The following is a 17,678-nucleotide window of genomic DNA, read 5'->3' as shown; positions in this document are numbered from 1 at the left end:
TTTATGCGTTTAGTATGCCGCCATCAATAGTCATAGCAGTACCTGTTATCCACGAAGCATCTTCCGAAGCCAAGAACAACGCCAATTTGGCGATATCCTCTGGAGTACCTAGTCGGTTTAATAAAGTAGCATTTTTTGCATTATCTACAGCAGCTTCAGGATTAGCAAAGGCTTTTGCGGAATCCCATATCAAAGGTGTGTCCACAGGGCCAGGACATATAGCATTAACCCGTACTTTAGGTGCGTATTCCACAGCCAATTGTTTCATGAGTCCCAGAGAAGCTGCTTTTGAAGCACAGTAAGCTGGGTGATTTGGAAAACTTTTATACGCAGCAATTGAGGCATTGATAAGGAAGTTGCCACCATTTTTCTGTAATTCGGGTATGGCGTATTTGGACATGTAGAATATAGCACTCAAATTAGTGTCCAAGGTTTGATGCCATGCTTCTTTCGTTAAATCGATAACATTACCTAAACCTAAAACACCTGCATTTAAGGATACAATGTTCAACTGGCCGAAATTTTCAATTGCGGACTTCACCAAGCTTTCGTTGTAGTGGATATCACTTACGTCTCCTGGTATGAAAATGCTGTTTGTCAGTTGCTTGGCGAGTTGCTTTCCACGTTCCTCATTACGACCGGATAAAATCAATTTTGCACCATGATCATGAAAATGGGTTGCAATTGCTTTACCCATGCCACTGGTTGCTCCGGTAACGATACATACTTTATTTTTTAGTTTTTGTTCCATATTAGAGGCTTTCCAAGATTTTTTGTAATACGATTTGCGCAGCAAAAGTTCGATTGTTGGCTTGTTCTAAAACCAAGGATTGAGAGCCATCCAATACCGCATCTTCCACAACAACATTTCTTCGAACTGGCAAACAATGCATAAACTTGGCACTACCTAATTTTTCTTGAGTGATCATCCAGTTATTTTCCGTGTCTAGAATTGCACCATAATTTGAATAGCTACTCCAATTTTTGGCATAAACAAAATCTACATTTTCCATGGCTTTGGCCTGATCGTATTCGATGGTACAACCCGCCGTGATCTTAGGGTTCAATTCGTAGCCTTCAGGATGGGTGATTACAAATTCGGCATCTTGTAACTTCATCATTTCTATAAATGAGTTCGGTACTGCATGTGGCAGTGCTCTAGGATGGGGTGCCCAGGACAGTACTATTTTGGGTTTTGCTGTAATAGCGTTTTCCTTTACGGTAATGGCGTCTGCGAGAGCCTGTAAAGGATGTCCAACAGAACTTTCCATGTTGACCACAGGGATACTCGCATGTTGTTTAAACCCATTTAATACTACTTCTGCCTCATCTTTTTCTTTGTCTTTTAAACCAGCAAACGCTCTAATGGCGACAACATCACAATATTGAGATACTACTTGCGCTGCTTCTTTTATATGTTCCGCTTTTCCTTGGTCCATGGTTACACCATCTTCAAATTCCAATTGCCAGCCTTCGCTACCAAAATTCATGACCATTACATCCATTCCCAAATTCATGGCTGCCTTTTGTGTACTTAAACGTGTGCGTAAACTGTTACTGAAAAACAACAAACAGATGGTTTTTTGCTCGCCCAAATCCTTATATGCAGTTGGGTTTTGTTTGAGGGTTATTGCTTCGCTCACCCACATGGGAAGAGAATCAATATCATTTACGGATAAATAGTGTTTCATGATAGTTCTTTTTTAAGACCTTCAAACAGTAGGTCAATATGGTCTTTAGTGATGTTCAAGGCTGGCAATATGCGCAGTAGGTTCTTATTTTTGGCCCCACCGGTAAACATATGCTGATTATGGATCAGTGCTTTTCGAAGTGCTGCTACTTCAAAATCAAATTCCAGCCCGATCATTAGCCCTCTTCCTTTTACGTTTTTGATTTCTGGTAGTTCGCTTGTTTTACTTTTGACATAATGTCCAAGTGCATCGGCATTTTGAACCAACGCTTCTTGCTCCATGACATCCAGGACAGCCAAGACAGCAGCACAAGCTAGGTGATTGCCACCAAAAGTGGTTCCTAAAAGGCCATAACTTGCTTTGAAGGAATCATGGATAAGAACACCACCAACTGGAAACCCATTGCCCATACCTTTGGCAATCGTGATGATATCCGGCTGTATATTGTGATGTTGATAAGCGAAAAATTTACCGCTTCGTCCAAAACCACTTTGAACTTCATCTGCAATGAGGACAACTTGGTGTTCCTTACATTTTTCAGCTACAAATTGAAAGAACTCTGTTGTGGGTTCATCCAATCCACCGACACCTTGTATCGGCTCTAAAATTACCGCACAAAAGGAATCACCTTCAATGGTGTTCTGGAACGCTTCAAAATCGTTAAGCGCTACAAAGCTAACTTCCTGTTGTTGGTTTAAAGGTGCATTTATACTAGGATTATCTGTTGCCGCCACCGCTGCGGAAGTTCGGCCGTGAAATCCATTTTTGAAGGCAATTACTTTGGATTTACCCGTATGGAAAGAAGCCATTTTGAGTGCATTTTCATTAGCTTCTGCCCCAGAATTGCACAAGAAAAGACTATAATCGTTACATCCGGAAAGTTCACCGAGCTTGTTTGCCATTTTGCGCTGCAACGGATTTTGGATGGAATTACTGTAGAAACCTATTTTATCCAATTGTTCCTTAAGGCTAGATACATAGTGAGGATGTGTATGACCTATGGAGATTACGGCATGTCCTCCGTAAAAATCAAGGTATTTTTGTCCGTTGTCGTCTGTGACTTCTATCCCTTGTGCAGCTACCGGTGTAACATCATAAAGAGGGTATACATCAAATAATTTCATGAGAATTAATGTTTGGGATTAACCCTTTTTTATTTCATTGATTTTTTCGAAACTCGTTACTATCCCTCGAATCAAGGAAGAGCTTAAACCTTGATGTTCCATTTCGTTAAGTCCTTCAATGGTGCATCCTTTGGGTGTTGTTACCCGATCTATTTCCTCTTCGGGATGACTCCCGGAATCTATTAGAAGACTGGCTGCACCATTACAGGTGTGCATGGCCAACTCTTGTGCTTCTTTGGCATCAAATCCCAGTTGGATCGCACCTTGCGTGGTTGCTCGAATCAATCGCATCCAAAAAGCAATACCACTTGCACAAATTACCGTGGCAGCTTGCATTTGTTCTTCTGGGATTTCCAAGGTATGCCCCATTCGATTAAAAATAGCCTTGGCGAGATCTATTCGCTTTTTACCTAGTTCGTTGCTACAAATACAGGTCATGGAATTCCCAACGGAAATAGCCGTATTAGGCATGCTTCGTATTACGTATTTGTCTGAACCAACAATTTCCTCCATTTTGGAAATACTGAACCCGGTAATAGTACTTATCAATACATGATTCTCGGTCAATATGCCCTTAACCTCATTTAGGATTTTTGAGAAATGTCCGGGCTGCACGGCAAAAATCAAGATATCGGATTGTTTTACAGCTTCTTGATTGTCTGATGTAACGACCACGTTGCCATATTTTTCAAAAGCTTTGATGGCGCTAGTGTTTCTTTTGGTGAGGTACATGGTGGTGGCCCCATTGCTGTGTAAAACTCCTTTGGCAATGGACAACCCCAAATTTCCTGCTCCTATGATTGCTATTTTCATATCGTTCTTTTTAAAATACCCCTGCTTTAAGTTGTAATCCCGTTTGTTCCTTTAGATTGAACATTAGATTTAAATTTTGTACGGCCTGGCCTGAGGCACCCTTCAATAAATTGTCAATTGCCGAAGTGACCAATAACAGTTCTTCATGTTTATGTAAATGGATGTGACATTGGTTGGTATTAACTACCTGTTTTAGATGTAGGGGTTCATCCGAAACGTGAGTGAAAGCAGCGTCGGTATAGTAGTCTTTAAATAGTTCCTGTGCTTCTTCGAGTGTTCCATCAAAATTGGTATAGGCAGTTGCCAATATTCCTCTTGTGAAGTTTCCCCTGTTGGGAAGAAAATGTAGCTTTCCTATTACGTTGCCATAAGAAGCAAGACTTTCACCAATCTCCCCCAAATGTTGATGGGTAAAGGGCTTGTACCAAGACACATTGTTATTTCTCCAGCTGAAGTGAGAGGTGGCGGAAAGACCTACACCCGCACCAGTACTCCCTGTTACCGCATTAATATGCACATCATTTTCAAGGAAACCATTTTTAGACAATGGAAGCAAAGCCAATTGGATTGCAGTTGCAAAACAACCTGGATTTGCAATTGCTGTTGCCTCTATGATTTTGGAACGGTTGAGTTCTGGAAGACCATAAACAAATTTTAGATTGTTCCATTCAGCATCATTTTGTAAACGGAAATCATTACTTAGGTCTATAATTTTGGTCTGTTCTGAAAATGAATGTTCCTCTAAGAATTTTGTTGAATTCCCATGTCCCAGACAAAGAAAAACAGCATCCACATCCGGATTCACAGTGCCTGTGAACAATAGGTCTGTCTGGCCTAATAAATCGGCATGCGCAGCGGTTACAGCTTTTCCTGCGCGAGTGGTGCTGAAAACAAAATCAATTTCGGTTTTCGGATGGTTTAGCAAAAGACGAATAAGTTCTCCGCCAGTATATCCCGAACCTCCTATAATTCCAACTTTAATCATTTTCCTGATTTACATGGTTAGCAATTTTTCCTGGATTGGAAAGTATTTTGATAAACCCTTTCGCGTCGTCGGCAGTCCAGCCTTTATTCATTTCACCATAGCTGCCAAATGAAGCATTCATTAGGTCATTTGAAGAGGAAATCCCATTCAATTCAAACCGGTAAGGGTGCAGAGTCACAAATACGTCACCTGAAACATTCTTTTGGGTATCGGCTAGGAAAGCTTCTATATTTCGCATTACCTCGTCCAAATAATTACCTTCATGAAGAAGCATACCATAGAAATTCCCCAGTTGTTCTTTTTGATATTGCTGCCATTTGCTTAAGGTGTGTTTCTCCAACAAGTGATGCGCCTTGATAATAATGGTTGGAGCGGCCGCCTCGAATCCTACTCTTCCCTTGATTCCAATTATGGTGTCACCTACATGGATGTCACGTCCAATGGCATATTTGGAGGCAATACTTTCCAGCTTTTCAATGTTGGCCACGGGCGTTCCGCTTACACCGTCAATTGCAGTTAATTCACCTTTAATGAATGTCAATTTCAACTCTTTGGAAAGTTCTTTTTCCAATTGGCTAGGATAAGCACTTTCTGGGAGGGAAAGATGTGAGGTCAGGGTTTCATCACCACCAACGGAAGTTCCCCAAAGACCTCTATTAATAGAATACTTGGCTTTTTCCCAAGAGTAATCAATTCCATTTTTTTGAAGGTATTCTATTTCCGCTTCCCTAGATAGTTTGTTATCCCTGATTGGAGTAATAATATTAATGTCTGGTGCAGCTATTTGGAATATCATGTCAAACCGAACTTGGTCATTTCCAGCTCCAGTACTTCCGTGGGCAATGTATTCCGCACCTATCTTTTTGGCATGATCCACAATTTCCATGGCCTGCACGATACGTTCTGCACTTACCGAAAGTGGATAGGTGTTATTTCGCAAAACATTACCGTAGATGAGGTATTTCACCACTTTGTCATAAAAATTGGAAACTGCATCTATTGAAGTATAACTGGTAGCACCAAGCGCCAGGGCTTTTTGTTCGATTTCCTTGATTTCTTCTGGGCTAAAACCTCCGGTGTTAACGCTAACTGCGTGCACTTCAAAACCTTTTTCCTGTGATAGGTATTTGGCGCAATATGAGGTGTCCAAACCTCCACTATATGCCAATACAAGCTTTTTCATTTGTTTTTCTTTTTTAAGAAAAGGCTCTCTTTCATTTTTTTGAGTCTTTGAAAGGCCTTTCCATTTAATTTTTTTGATTGGGTCTTATTGGATATTGGATCGTACAACATACCGGTACACAAGCACATATTTTTATCGGTTCGTGTAAGAATATCAAAGTTTTTACAGGTTTGACAACCTTTCCAAAAATCAGGGTCGTCTGTCAGCTCTGAAAATGTGACTGGTTTATAACCCAATTCATAATTCATTTTCATGACTGCTAGACCTGTTGTGATTCCGAAAATCTTCGCTTCTGGAAATTTTTGTCTGGATAGTTCGAAAATGGCTTTCTTAATTTTCTTGGCCAAACCTTGTTTTCTGAAATCTGGATGTACGATCAATCCGGAATTGGCCACAAAATTCTTGTTTCCCCAAACTTCGATATAACAGAAACCTGCAAATTTTTCTCCTTCTAGCGCGATAACCGCATTCCCGTTTTCCAATCGTTGCAAAATATATTCGGGAGTACGTCTTGCTATCCCCGTACCACGTACTTTGGCAGATTCCGTTATGGTATCGCTGATTATCTGAGCGTATTTAAAATGTGATTCGTTAGCAATTACAATTTCCATTGCTAGGCTATTTTGTACTAATAAAAATTTGAAAACTGATGGTAATTTGCGGAAATGGACTCACCTATTTCCATAACTAGTGTGCACCCTTACGGGCGACGACGGCGGGGAGCGAATGGACGTACTGGCGAAGAGATGCCAGAGATAGATACTATGTGTGTTTGTCCTTTCATTTCGGGTTAAAAGTACAAATTATATCCAATTGACCTAAAAAGGCATATATTTTTTGAAGAAATCTAACTTTTTTCGGTCTTTACCCACAATTTCATAAATCAGGTAGGCGAATACCATCAGATATTCAATAGCCAGTAGCCATAGATTTTCAGAATAGTCCGCCTTGGAATAGGCATAATAACTTAGGATTACCAGCAATGACCATAGTATCGCAAAGCGATATTTTGTAAAGCAGGCTAGTGCAATAAGGAATACAAGATACCAAGGATGAACCGTAGTTGAAAGAAGGTAATAGCCTGTCAAGACCATCAACATTGAAAGCATTACCTGGTCTAAGGTTTCATTTTTACGTAGTAATGCGATAAGTAAAGTGCCCAGAATTGTAATGCGAACAACCCAGCTACCATATACCTTTATCAGTTCCCAAGGTTTTGCATCAAATAATCCTACGGCAATTTGTTTTAAACCATTGTAGATGCCAGCATTGAACTCGAAATTGGAAAACCAAAGCCCAATTGTTTCAGCATAGTTATTTACAAAAGCTACATCGTGGAATGGTAGAAATAGCAGAATGCAGACCAAACCAACAAAGGTGTAAAAAAGCGCGCTTCTTTTAATGCCGAAATACCGAAGGAACAGGGGTAAAAATAGAATGGGAACCAACTTCACCATTATGGATGCCGCATAAATTGGACTGGCCAAAATCCATTTTCCTTTTGAAATCAAATACATGGACCATATAAAAAAGAACAGCATCACACCTTCAAAATGAAGGTTTCCTGTAAGTTCAATGATCACCAAAGGGTTAAGGAAATACCAAAAAGCCGCATGTTTTGGAAGATTGAATTGTTGTAGTAGTTTTTGCCCAAAAAACAATATTCCAATATCGGTACAAAGAATCAATGTTCTCATGGCCACGATGGAGCCCAGGATACTTCCTCCCCCAAAAAAGACAGCAATAGAAAACAAAATTTGATTGATGGGAGGGTAATTGCTAAAGTGTTTTGCACTCAAGGACCCCATACCATTATACAACTCAGCCTGGTTGGGAATGGCAAAATCGGGCTGTTGCATTAGATCATTTGGTATATGTATATAGGGATTGTATCCAGCCCAGATCAATTCACCATCCCATATAAAACGATAAAAATCTTGGGATAAATTTGGTTCGGCAAAAATAAAGACGAAACGAAAAAGTATACCAATTACCAATAAAAACTTGAGGTTCCATGATTGGAATTGAACCAGTTTGTAATGGAGAAAGAAGAGCGCAACGAATAAGGTTAAGAGCTTTGGGAAATCATCCCGAACCAAATCGTATGCAAATGCAAAATAGAAGAGCAGGCTTCCAATTCCCAGTAGAATTGAAGTCTTATGCAATTTTAGAAAGGAAGTGTAATTATTACTCATCAATTCAAAAAACTCTTTAGTCAATATTTTTGATTAGGATTACCATTGAAAATCCTCAATTACCCCTTGATTTAAAAGAACCTTGATGGTATCTTTTTGGGCATACACAATATAATGTACAGTGTTATTCTCAAGTATTACCTTATAATGTTCTAAATTACTTTTGGGTTTGTTTACATTAAGAATTTCGGATAAATCAAAATCATCTTCCCTGGAGAATTTGATGAATTCAAGTGAGTTCGAAATCAAATTGTAAATTCGGAGTGAATAGAAGTCTTTTCCCTTTTCAGTGGTATTGTAAATTAGTTTACTACTGTCTTTAGACCAACCGATCACATAAGTTTCTGGTTCTGGAAAACTGTCAATTTTATTATTTGATTGAAGTCTAAGATTCTCAATTTTAAGCATGTCTTTTCCTTGATCTCGTTCAAAAGAAGCTATAAGGTTTCCGTTGGGTGCTAGAACACCTTTATGTGAGTTATTACTTAAAAGTTTTATTGCAATTATGCAAATGGTCATAACTGCAGCTATAACCATAAAAGGATTTCGCAATCTCCTACTTCTTAGGAAAGGATTTCCATCTAGTTTTTCATAATCAGCAATAAGACGGTATCCTTTTCGAGGTAAAGTTTCAATGTATTGAGGATTGACACTTGAATCTCCTAAAAACTTCCGAAGTCCCGAAATTGATTTGTCCAAAGAATTACCCGTCACTATTGTGTTTTTCCATACGGATTCCATCAGTTCTTGTTTAGTCATCATTCCGTTGGGAGCCTCCAACAAAGCCAATAATACTTGAGCAACTTTGTTTGGAATAATGATTTGATCAGTTCCACGAGATAGTTCGGAAACTTGCGGGTCAAAAATCCAATCTTTGATCTTGTATAATTGTTTCGTTTGCGACATGCTTTAATTTGGCGCCTTCCATAAAAATTTGAAAGAGGTTTAATTTCAGAACTAATTCAGGAGTAATTGTCTGGTCTAGACATCATAAATTATAACATTGCGACATTCATCAAAATTTTATTCAAATGCAAAATAGGAAACTCATATTAATTCTTTGTCTTCTGATTAATCTAAAAATAACAGCGCAAACGAACAGTTTTAAAATTCAATCTGAAATTTTAGGAGAAGAAAGAGAGATATTGGTTAGTCTTCCTGCCTCGTATGGACTGGATGGGAGTGATTGTAATTACCCTTTGGTTCTTTTGACTGATGGTGAATGGCATTTTAATATGGTTCAAGAAATGTCCAAATTGTTATACCAAGATGGTCTGCCAAAAATGATTGTCGCCGGAATAGTAAATACTGACAGAGGAAGAGATTTAACAATTTCCAATACTGACGAAATACCAAATAGTGGCAAATCTGCTACATTTTTGGAGTTTATAGAAAAGGAATTAATTGGAGCCTTGGAAAGTAAATATAAGGTGTCTAACTATCGGGTACTTCTGGGACATTCTGCGGGGGGCTTGTTTGCTACCTATTCCATGATACAGCGGCTAAACTTGTTTGATGCTTATGTTTCAGTAACCCCAACAATACGGTGGGATGATTTTAGAATAATGGATTTGTTAACAGTGGATTATTTGAAAGCATTGAAAGACAAAAGCCCAAAATATGTGTTGGGTATTGGTAATGAAGATGGATTGGAAAAGGAAGGTGTTTTTCGTTTAAAGGTTAAAATGGATTCTTTGAAACTCGTAGATTACCGATTTGAAGTTTACCCTAATGACTCTCACGTAATGGTTCCTTGGAAAGCTTATTTTGATGGTTTAAAACATGTTTTTGAACCCTTTAAAATCCCTAAAGAATATTCAGGAATGGAATTTTCCCATACAATCAAATACTATAAAGAAATAGGTAAGGAATATAAATACGATGAACGGGTACCGCAAAGAATTCTATTGAATCGTGGGTATTTAGCCCGTGAATCCAAAAATTATTCAGACGCAATTCTAATCTATGAGTATTTCAAAGCAGAATATCCTAATATTCCAATACCATATATGGCTTTGGGAGACATATATTTTGAGTTGAAGGAATACAAAAAAGCTCGTGAAAATTACGGTTCTATTGACAATGTCATGCCATCGGAACATATCTCAACCAGACTTAAAGAAATTCAAAAACTTCTAGAAATTGATTAAGCCTTTGAAGTCAAGGATTTGAAAAACACGAAAGAGAATCCCATGAACAACATTAAATGGAATGGAAACAATCCGTAGTCATTCAATGGAATTGCACTGTACATTCCAAATAGGAAATACACCATTAGGGCAAATTCCAAAATCATGTTCGGTGACAGCTTCTTCGTGATGTATTTATTGCCTTTCCAACTGTCTTTTAAACTATTGATGTTGAATTTAGGAGTTCTCACGAATTCACTTCGTTTTCCCAAATGGCCCTCCAAAACAGCAACCGTGTTGTGCAGGGAAAAACCAAGGGCAACGGAGAAAAAGGTGAAAAACAGTTTTATATAGTCCACAAAATTGTCAAAACTGCTGCCCTGTATACTCTTATAAGTAAACCAATAGCAGATGAACAGGATTATGGTGCTAATAATAAAGAAACTGGTCACCTCAAAAACCCATCCTAAATGGCCGTAAGAATTTTTGATGTACAGCATTGGTATGCTTAAAATCGCTACAATGAATACACAAAGGAACATGGAGCTGTTCAAAAGGTGCATTACACCGTGGAACTTTGTTTTAAAAGGAATGTTCTTTGCTGTAATAACGCTCCAGACCGTCTTTCTGAAATTCTCAGCGCCACCTTTATTCCAACGGAATTGCTGTGATCTTGCTGCGCTGATTACCACTGGCAATTCGGCTGGGGTTTCAACATCCTCCAAATATTTGAATTTCCAATTTTTTAATTGGGCTCTATAGCTTAAATCCAAATCTTCAGTCAAGGTATCACCTTCCCAGTTTCCAGCATCCAGGATACATTCCTTTCTCCAAATTCCGGCAGTACCGTTGAAGTTTATGAAATGTCCTTTGGAATTTCTTCCAACCTGCTCCAATGTAAAATGCGCATCCAATGCAAATGCCTGGATACGGGTCAATGTTGAGTAGTCACGGTTGATATGTCCCCAACGTGTTTGAACCACACCAATTTCTTGATCCTTGAAATAAGGAACCGTCTTTTTAAGCCAATCGCTTTCAGGAAGGAAATCAGCATCGAAAATAGCAACGAATTCACCTTTGGCAATCTCAAGCCCTTCTTTAAGGGCTCCAGCTTTGAAACCTTGACGGTTTTCCCTTCGGATGTGCTGGATATCCAAACCGCTTTTCTGCAACTCTTCAATCCTTCTTGCGGTTTCTATTACGGTATCGTCCGTGGAATCATCCAATACCTGGATTTCCAATTTGCTTTTTGGGTATTCTATTTTTGAGATGTTGTCCAACAATCGCTCCATCACATATTCTTCGTTGTAGATGGGCAGTTGAATAGTAACAAAAGGGATTTCCTTGGGATCTAATAAATTGAATTTGGGAGCTTCTTCGTTTCGCTTTTTGTAGCCTAGGTAATTGACGAGGAGATTCAATTGAGCCAAACTGTAGCAAAAAATCAAGATTAATGCAGTACTATAAATAGCGATAATGATAAAAGCGATAGTTAGTCCCATATTATTATTTCAAGCTGTATTTAAAAATCCAACCCAGGATTTTTATGCCCGCAAATATAGTACCTTTTACTGTACCGGACACTTTTGAAATACCAATTCTTCTTTTATAACGTACTGGTACTTCGATATATGACATTTTTTTTCGCAAAACTTTAAGCTGCATTTCCACGGTCCACCCATACGTTTTGTCCTGCATCTCCAATGTTTTGAGCTTTTCGTATTTAATGGCCCTAAAAGGTCCTAAATCCGTAAATTTTGCTCCGAAAAACAATCGCATTAAGAATGTGGCCAACTGATTGCCAAATACTTGCTGCGGTGTCATAGATCCTGGTTCCCGAAGGGATTTTTTTCGGGCTCCCACAACAAAATCAATGTTTTGTTCCAAAATTGGGGCAACCACTTTATCCAATTCCTCCGGATAATCGGAATAATCTCCGTCAATAAATACGATAATGTCCGGTTGTTTGGATTGTTTGGAAACATAATCCAAGCCTTTAAGACATGCGAAACCATATCCACGCTGCTCTTCAGTCAATACCGTGGCCCCTGCTTTTTGGGCATTTTCAACGGTATCATCAACAGAACCATTGTTCACTACAATGATTTCAGATACTGAATCAGGAAGTTCAGAAACTACCTTTGCAATGGAATCCCCTTCATTGACTGCGGGTATAATGACTTTGATATTTGTCATGACTTTAGATCGGAAAGCTTGTTTTCTTTTTTAAAGCTCCCAAAGCTAAACCATTCCTTTATCTTTTTTCCGTTTTTATACTTTTCTGCGGATTTGAGCGCTTCATCTGTGTATTTAAGGCAGTAGCCATTTTTCACACCGTTTTTCAACTGGCATTTATGGTTGATTTTTCCATTTTCATCATAAAATAGCCACCATTTCACCTTTTGGCCATTTTTAAAATGACCTTCCATTTCCAGATGCCCGTGTTCATCCATGAAATACCAATAGCCATCCATTAATCCCATTTTATAGTGACCATTGGCTTGAAGGTTGCCGTTGGGGAAATAATGTTTCCAATAGTCTTCTTTAAGTTGATTTTCTTTCCAACCTTCTTCTTTCAATTGTCCATTTTCATAATAATTACGATGGTACATTTTTCCATGGGTGAAAGAAGACAGAACCAACACGAATAAAACAGTCCGAAGCATTTTATTTTTTGTTCACTAGGGTCATAAGATCAACATCATTGCCAAGCAATACTTGATTGCTGTCAATTCTCCCTTCCAATGGGCCGTTTTCCAATTTTAATACTCCGCGTGGGCAAACTGCGGAACAAATACCACAACCAACACAGCTAGAGCGAACGATATTCTCTCCTTTTTGGGCATATGCACGCACATCAATACCCATTTCGCAATAGGTGGAACAGTTTCCGCAAGAGATACATTGACCTCCATTTGTGGTAATTCTGAACCTTGAGAACAATCGTTGTTGAAAGCCCATCATTGCGGCCATAGGACAACCGAACCTACACCATACCCTATTACCGAATATGGGGTAAAAACCTGTTCCAATTACCCCGGAGAAAATACTACCTATTAAAAAGCTGTAGGATTTACGAAGCGTTTCAGATTTGAACAAAAACACGTTTCCGTCACCGCTAAAAAAATGAAAACCGATAAGTGCCATAATTATCACGAAATATCCTATGGCTCCGTAGATGGCATCCTTCTGGAACTGTTCTCTTTTGAAAATCATTACCCAAGCAAAAACCACGGTAAGTAGCACGGCAACACTTATTAGGAACGTGCTTTTGGTCAACCAATATTTGCTGGTGTCCGTTCCCAAGTAGGAATATATTACAGCTGTGGTCATCAAGGTGACAAAAACTACAACGCTATGTACGACCCAACGTTCAACTTTCCATGCGCTTACAGATTTATCACTCAATTGTCTGAATGCATCACCGGCAGTTTCCGCTAGACCACCGCATCCACATACCCATGAACAATACCAACGTTTCCCGAATTTGTAGGTCAAAATAGGTGTAATGACAAACACGGATAAGATTCCAAAAATCAATAAGGCAAAACCGATGTCACCCGAACTGAGAAACGCTTTGATTCTATAGCCTTCAAAGTTATAATAGTTCAAAGGCCAAACATTTTTTAAATCATAATAAGGCAGGCTTCCGCCATTTAATATCTTATCGCCATTAAGTCGTGCCATTAACTCAGGGATGATAAACGCAAAGGCGGTTTGGAAAAACATAACGCTCATGGTGCGAATTCGCTCGTAGCGGTTATGTCTGTATTTCCATAAAAACTTTATCCCAAATGCAAAAATCGCCACGGTGTATAGGGTACCGTAAACGAACCATTGACTGGCTGGATTGCCACTTAATAACCTGCTTAATGGGTCAAACAAACCAATTACCCCTTTATTGCTACCGTCTTTAACCAGACCCAAATATTCCGGATAGAAATAGAGTATAATATAGAATGATGTTAGGGCAATTCCCGCTATCCAACCCCAAAATCCTTTACTGGAAATAGATTTGAACCAAACGCCATCATTTTTAATGCCAGGTAGTTTTTGGGAATACGCATCCCAAGAAAACCAGACTGTCCCGGCAGAAATGGCCATTAAGGAAATCGTTAGCCACATTCCCTTATTGGGAAAGCTAACATTGAAGGCGGCCAATAATAGGATGGCCAAACCAGACATGCCAATGAGAGTGGCAATTTTTTGGTTTCTGCTTAGAATTTTTGGTGGTTGACCTGTAAGGGCCATACTTCTATCGTATGTGCTCATTGTTCCAGCTATTTAGGGTTAATGATGATGGACATGCATTAGCCCATTGCAAATATTCTTTTTAGACTTTTCTTTCTTGATTTTATCGATTTTCCAAAGTCAGTATTGAATTTGGATACTATTGCCACTTCATGGGCTTTGTAGAATTCTGGGTCGAAATTGGCATCTGCTAAATGTTCGATGACATGATCCACGGTCTGGTTTTTGGATAACCATTTATCAAATACTTGATGTCGCATTCGTATTCCAAAAGTGTTTATCCCAAGAAATTCATTGGTTTCCTTATTGAAAGCGATAGTAATGCAGATTTTTTCGCTAGGATGTCTCCAATGAAAATGTGCCTCGTAATCCTTCATTCCTCTTTCCGAGAATACCCATCCATATGTTTGGTACTCAATATCAAGGAATTTGGCAGAATTGAACCAATGTCCCGGTTTGTATTCGAGGCGATTCCCACAAATGGTCTGTGCAACCGTTTCACCCATCATTCTTCCGGTGTACCAAACCGCTTCAATAGGTCTGCGGTTTCCTATGGGTTCATGTTGTTCTGCACAATCGCCTATGGCATATACATCTTTAACATTGGTCTCCAAAAAGCGGTTTACCTTCACGCCTCTGCCCAAATCTATACCAGAACCTTTTAGAAAGTCGATATTCGGAGTGACTCCTGCAGTAAGACCAACAATATCACACTGAATTTCTTCTCCCGTTTCTGCTACGATAACGGATTTTACTTTGCCATTCTCATCCGCAACTATTTCCTTTAAATTGGTAGCCAAACGAAGATCAATATGATGTTCCAAAATATGTTCGTTGATCATTTGAGATTCTCCATTGGGAAGAACACCATTCCAAAAACTATTCTCGCGAACCAAGAAGGTCACGGGAATATCGCGACTCCTTAGCATTTCCGCCAGTTCAATCCCAATTAAACCTCCACCAACAATTACTGCTCTTTTGCAAACATCCTTGTTGGGAGCATTTACCTCCAACAGATCCAGGTCTTGTTTGGAATAAAGACCTTGTACTCCATGTAAATCTTGACCAGGCCAACCAAATTTGTTTGGTTTTGAGCCTGTGGCTATTATGAGTTTGTCATAATGAAGCGCCCGAGATTCATCAATTACGAGTTGCTTGATCTCAGGGTTGACTTTGGTTACGTATCCCCGAACCAATTCGATTCGGTTTTTCTCCCAAAACCAATTTTCATAAGGTTGTATGTGGTCGAATTTCATGTGCCCCATGTAAACGTACATAAGTGCAGTTCGGGAAAAGAAGTAATCCGTCTCCCCAGAAATTACGATGATTCTTTTGTCTGATAGTTTTCGAATGTGTCTTGCCGCCGAAATACCAGCAATACCATTACCAATGATAACAATGTTTTCCATGAAACTGTGTTGGTGTTGCTATTGTGTCGTACTTAAATATAGGAACTTAATCTCCTGAATTAATTTAGAAACAATTTAAATTTTAATGCAATCGGTAAGGTTTTTGGTTGGATTTCGAACGTCTAATTCGCTGAATATTAAAATCTTAAAAAAATCATAAAATCTTTAATTTTCTGTATGGCCGAAAAATTCCGTTCGACAGATTCGGCAGTTCAATCAACTATCACACAGAAATGAAAATACTAAACACAATTACATTAACCCTGCTTTTTGCAACCATGCAAACAAGTTTTGGACAAGACTTGGATAGCTTCTTCAATCAAGCTGATGCTTTCTTTGCAAAGCACGTGAGAAATGGTAGAATAGATTATCAGGAAATCAAGGAGAACCCAGCCGAATTGCATTTACTTTTGGAAACGGCTCAAGGTATTTCAATACCTAAAACAGATGCAAGTTACTTCCAAGCATTCTGGATAAATGGTTATAATCTTTTCGTAATCAAAGGTATTGTGGATGATTATCCCATTAAATCCCCATTGGATAAAGCTGGCTTCTTTGATAAGATAACCTATGAAATTGGTGGTAAAAAAATCACACTAAATGATATTGAGAATAAAATGCTAAGGGCAAATTTCCCGAAAGAAGCCCGTTTTCATTTTGTTCTAGTATGTGCGGGATTGGGTTGTCCTCCCATTATTGCCAATGCCTATTTTCCCAACACTTTGGAAAAACAGCTTCAGACACAGACAGAATTATCGTTGAATGATCCGGGGTTTATCCAATTGAAAGGTAAAAAAGTACTACTGTCCCAAATATTTGAGTGGTACAAAGGCGATTTTGTTCAAGGCGGTAAAAGTCTAATAGACTTTGTGAATGGTTACCGTAAGGAAAAACTAGACGCCAAATCGAAAGTGGGTTATTACCCTTACAACTGGAGTCTCAACGAAACCGATTAATTCAATATAACAACTTTACAATCATGAAAAAGAAAAGTAAGTTAATCCTTCTTGCAGGGATGATAATGTGTTCAATTTTTGCCTTTGGTCAGGATGATTCCAATGCCCCGGCCCAAAGTAACATTCAACAGTATACCCCGTCCAAGCTGATTGGCCAAGGTCAATGGGATTTAAAATGGTTCAACAACCTCTATACACAAACGGAAAGCACATTTACGGATGGTGATGAACCAAGACAAACATTTTTTACATCAACGCTTGAAGTATATACGGGTGTAGGAAACAATAAACGTTGGAATGTAGGTGCCATTTTTGAGTTTCGTTCCAATGTAATTGCAGATCGGGGCGCTTTGGAAGTGTTTCAATTTGATGGTGAAACAGGAACAGCCAGATCTGGATTCACCTCATTTGCTCCTTCTGTGAAATTTGTGCCGATAGCTTCGGTAAGCAATTTTTCCATTCAAAGTTCCTTTTTTATTCCACTAGTGGATAATGAAACTGAAGAAGGGGTGTTTTTGGACCAAAACGGCTATATCTGGCAAAACCGGTTCTTTTATGACCACACTTTTGCTGGAGGCAAATGGCAACTTTTTACCGAACTTAATTCTGAATTAAGTTTTGGTGATAAAGATGAGAGCTTTGCCAATAATAGTTTGAATTTGACCCCGGGGATGTTTTTAAGCTATTTCCCAAGTTCTAAATTTACAGTATTGGCCTTGGCGCAACATTCTCAACGGCTAGATTTGGGTAACGATTTTACCCAAAACTTCACGGCCTTGGGTGGCGGTTTAAAATACCAATTGACGGACGAATTGAATATTGAAGGCTTGTATACCAACTTTGTACGAGGAAACAACACGGGTCTTGGTGAAACATTTAACATTGGTTTGCGAGCAATTTTTTAAACCTATGATCTAAAAGGTTATTTTAGGAGTCTTAACT

Annotated in this window: 17 protein-coding genes; 3 read left to right on the top strand and 14 right to left on the bottom strand. The window is 38.9% G+C overall.

Annotated features, from left to right (window positions below; all coding sequences use genetic code 11):
• Nucleotide 1 precedes the first annotated feature (1 nt).
• From M3P19_RS07670 to M3P19_RS07630, 9 genes are all read right to left on the bottom strand, one after another.
• A complete protein-coding gene (locus tag M3P19_RS07670) occupies nucleotides 2–751 on the bottom strand; it encodes an SDR family NAD(P)-dependent oxidoreductase (protein ID WP_249657072.1) in 750 nt (249 codons plus the stop codon).
• A 1-nt stretch (nucleotide 752) separates the two neighbouring features.
• Entirely contained in the window at nucleotides 753–1,691 is a 939-nt protein-coding gene (locus M3P19_RS07665) for a Rossmann-fold NAD(P)-binding domain-containing protein (protein ID WP_249657071.1), read from the bottom strand.
• Nucleotides 1,688–2,815, bottom strand: a complete 1,128-nt coding sequence (locus M3P19_RS07660; RefSeq protein ID WP_249657070.1) for an aspartate aminotransferase family protein — start codon at nucleotides 2,813–2,815, stop codon at nucleotides 1,688–1,690. The genes M3P19_RS07665 and M3P19_RS07660 overlap by 4 nt, the downstream gene beginning before the upstream one ends.
• Before the next feature lie 18 nt (nucleotides 2,816–2,833).
• Nucleotides 2,834–3,628 carry a pyrroline-5-carboxylate reductase gene (gene proC / locus M3P19_RS07655; RefSeq protein ID WP_249657068.1) on the bottom strand — a complete coding sequence of 265 codons (795 nt, stop codon included), beginning with the start codon at nucleotides 3,626–3,628 and terminating at the stop codon, nucleotides 2,834–2,836.
• 10 nt (nucleotides 3,629–3,638) lie between these two features.
• The gene (gene argC, locus M3P19_RS07650) at nucleotides 3,639–4,613 is read right to left on the bottom strand and encodes an N-acetyl-gamma-glutamyl-phosphate reductase (protein ID WP_249657067.1); all 975 of its coding nucleotides are present in this window, start codon (nucleotides 4,611–4,613) and stop codon (nucleotides 3,639–3,641) included.
• On the bottom strand, nucleotides 4,606–5,796 hold the full coding sequence (locus M3P19_RS07645; RefSeq protein WP_249657066.1) for an argininosuccinate synthase: 1,191 nt from the start codon (nucleotides 5,794–5,796) through the stop codon (nucleotides 4,606–4,608). Before M3P19_RS07645 ends, argC begins: the two co-directional genes overlap by 8 nt.
• Nucleotides 5,793–6,407, bottom strand: a complete 615-nt coding sequence (locus tag M3P19_RS07640) for a GNAT family N-acetyltransferase (RefSeq protein ID WP_249657064.1) — start codon at nucleotides 6,405–6,407, stop codon at nucleotides 5,793–5,795. The genes M3P19_RS07645 and M3P19_RS07640 overlap by 4 nt, the downstream gene beginning before the upstream one ends.
• A 207-nt stretch (nucleotides 6,408–6,614) precedes the next feature.
• The gene (locus tag M3P19_RS07635; RefSeq protein WP_313791617.1) at nucleotides 6,615–8,015 is read right to left on the bottom strand and encodes an MptA/MptB family glycosyltransferase; all 1,401 of its coding nucleotides are present in this window, start codon (nucleotides 8,013–8,015) and stop codon (nucleotides 6,615–6,617) included.
• A gap of 15 nt (nucleotides 8,016–8,030) precedes the next feature.
• Complete coding sequence (locus M3P19_RS07630; RefSeq protein ID WP_249657063.1) at nucleotides 8,031–8,897, bottom strand: winged helix-turn-helix domain-containing protein; 867 nt, start codon at nucleotides 8,895–8,897, stop codon at nucleotides 8,031–8,033.
• 125 nt (nucleotides 8,898–9,022) lie between these two features.
• Between M3P19_RS07630 and M3P19_RS07625 the strand changes: the two genes are divergently transcribed.
• On the top strand, nucleotides 9,023–10,141 hold the full coding sequence (locus M3P19_RS07625; RefSeq protein WP_249657062.1) for an alpha/beta hydrolase-fold protein: 1,119 nt from the start codon (nucleotides 9,023–9,025) through the stop codon (nucleotides 10,139–10,141).
• On the opposite strand, the gene M3P19_RS07620 is transcribed toward M3P19_RS07625, so the two are convergent.
• The 5 genes from M3P19_RS07620 to M3P19_RS07600 are packed head-to-tail and all read right to left on the bottom strand — an operon-like array spanning nucleotide 10,138 to nucleotide 15,780.
• A complete protein-coding gene (locus tag M3P19_RS07620) occupies nucleotides 10,138–11,622 on the bottom strand; it encodes a cellulose synthase family protein (RefSeq protein ID WP_249657061.1) in 1,485 nt (494 codons plus the stop codon). The genes M3P19_RS07625 and M3P19_RS07620 overlap by 4 nt on opposite strands.
• Nucleotides 11,623–11,626: 4 nt before the next feature.
• Nucleotides 11,627–12,316 (bottom strand): glycosyltransferase family 2 protein, encoded by a 690-nt coding sequence (locus M3P19_RS07615; RefSeq protein WP_249657060.1) that lies wholly within the window; start codon nucleotides 12,314–12,316, stop codon nucleotides 11,627–11,629.
• Nucleotides 12,313–12,732 (bottom strand): toxin-antitoxin system YwqK family antitoxin, encoded by a 420-nt coding sequence (locus M3P19_RS07610; RefSeq protein WP_249657059.1) that lies wholly within the window; start codon nucleotides 12,730–12,732, stop codon nucleotides 12,313–12,315. Before M3P19_RS07610 ends, M3P19_RS07615 begins: the two co-directional genes overlap by 4 nt.
• 55 nt (nucleotides 12,733–12,787) lie before the next feature.
• A complete protein-coding gene (locus M3P19_RS07605) occupies nucleotides 12,788–14,392 on the bottom strand; it encodes a 4Fe-4S binding protein (protein WP_249657058.1) in 1,605 nt (534 codons plus the stop codon).
• Nucleotides 14,393–14,430: 38 nt separating this feature from the next.
• On the bottom strand, nucleotides 14,431–15,780 hold the full coding sequence (locus M3P19_RS07600; RefSeq protein WP_249657057.1) for an NAD(P)/FAD-dependent oxidoreductase: 1,350 nt from the start codon (nucleotides 15,778–15,780) through the stop codon (nucleotides 14,431–14,433).
• 233 nt (nucleotides 15,781–16,013) lie between these two features.
• On the opposite strand from M3P19_RS07600, the gene M3P19_RS07595 reads away from it, so the two are divergent.
• Both M3P19_RS07595 and M3P19_RS07590 read left to right on the top strand, forming a co-directional pair.
• Complete coding sequence (locus tag M3P19_RS07595; protein WP_249657056.1) at nucleotides 16,014–16,736, top strand: DUF547 domain-containing protein; 723 nt, start codon at nucleotides 16,014–16,016, stop codon at nucleotides 16,734–16,736.
• Between the two features lie 23 nt (nucleotides 16,737–16,759).
• A complete protein-coding gene (locus M3P19_RS07590) occupies nucleotides 16,760–17,641 on the top strand; it encodes a hypothetical protein (protein ID WP_249657054.1) in 882 nt (293 codons plus the stop codon).
• Nucleotides 17,642–17,678 lie beyond the last annotated feature (37 nt).

Origin of the sequence: Flagellimonas spongiicola, assembly GCF_023502425.1 — a bacterium.
Classification (GTDB): domain Bacteria; phylum Bacteroidota; class Bacteroidia; order Flavobacteriales; family Flavobacteriaceae; genus Flagellimonas; species Flagellimonas spongiicola.
Note: the sequence above shows the minus strand (reverse complement) of the source record. Positions and strands in the feature narration are given on the sequence as shown.

Excerpts from the sequence above, each read along its gene's own strand:
- M3P19_RS07600 (WP_249657057.1), bottom strand. The coding sequence starts at position 15,780 with ATGGAAAACATTGTTATCATTGGTAATGGTATTGCTGGTATTTCGGCG.
- M3P19_RS07610 (WP_249657059.1), bottom strand. The coding sequence starts at position 12,732 with ATGTACCATCGTAATTATTATGAAAATGGACAATTGAAAGAAGAAGGT.
- M3P19_RS07620 (WP_249657061.1), bottom strand. The coding sequence starts at position 11,622 with ATGGGACTAACTATCGCTTTTATCATTATCGCTATTTATAGTACTGCA.
- M3P19_RS07645 (WP_249657066.1), bottom strand. The coding sequence starts at position 5,796 with ATGAAAAAGCTTGTATTGGCATATAGTGGAGGTTTGGACACCTCATAT.
- M3P19_RS07625 (WP_249657062.1), top strand. The coding sequence starts at position 9,023 with ATGCAAAATAGGAAACTCATATTAATTCTTTGTCTTCTGATTAATCTA.
- M3P19_RS07640 (WP_249657064.1), bottom strand. The coding sequence starts at position 6,407 with ATGGAAATTGTAATTGCTAACGAATCACATTTTAAATACGCTCAGATA.
- M3P19_RS07665 (WP_249657071.1), bottom strand. The coding sequence starts at position 1,691 with ATGAAACACTATTTATCCGTAAATGATATTGATTCTCTTCCCATGTGG.
- M3P19_RS07630 (WP_249657063.1), bottom strand. The coding sequence starts at position 8,897 with ATGTCGCAAACGAAACAATTATACAAGATCAAAGATTGGATTTTTGAC.
- argC (WP_249657067.1), bottom strand. The coding sequence starts at position 4,613 with ATGATTAAAGTTGGAATTATAGGAGGTTCGGGATATACTGGCGGAGAA.
- M3P19_RS07605 (WP_249657058.1), bottom strand. The coding sequence starts at position 14,392 with ATGAGCACATACGATAGAAGTATGGCCCTTACAGGTCAACCACCAAAA.
- M3P19_RS07615 (WP_249657060.1), bottom strand. The coding sequence starts at position 12,316 with ATGACAAATATCAAAGTCATTATACCCGCAGTCAATGAAGGGGATTCC.
- M3P19_RS07670 (WP_249657072.1), bottom strand. The coding sequence starts at position 751 with ATGGAACAAAAACTAAAAAATAAAGTATGTATCGTTACCGGAGCAACC.
- M3P19_RS07590 (WP_249657054.1), top strand. The coding sequence starts at position 16,760 with ATGAAAAAGAAAAGTAAGTTAATCCTTCTTGCAGGGATGATAATGTGT.
- M3P19_RS07595 (WP_249657056.1), top strand. The coding sequence starts at position 16,014 with ATGAAAATACTAAACACAATTACATTAACCCTGCTTTTTGCAACCATG.
- proC (WP_249657068.1), bottom strand. The coding sequence starts at position 3,628 with ATGAAAATAGCAATCATAGGAGCAGGAAATTTGGGGTTGTCCATTGCC.
- M3P19_RS07660 (WP_249657070.1), bottom strand. The coding sequence starts at position 2,815 with ATGAAATTATTTGATGTATACCCTCTTTATGATGTTACACCGGTAGCT.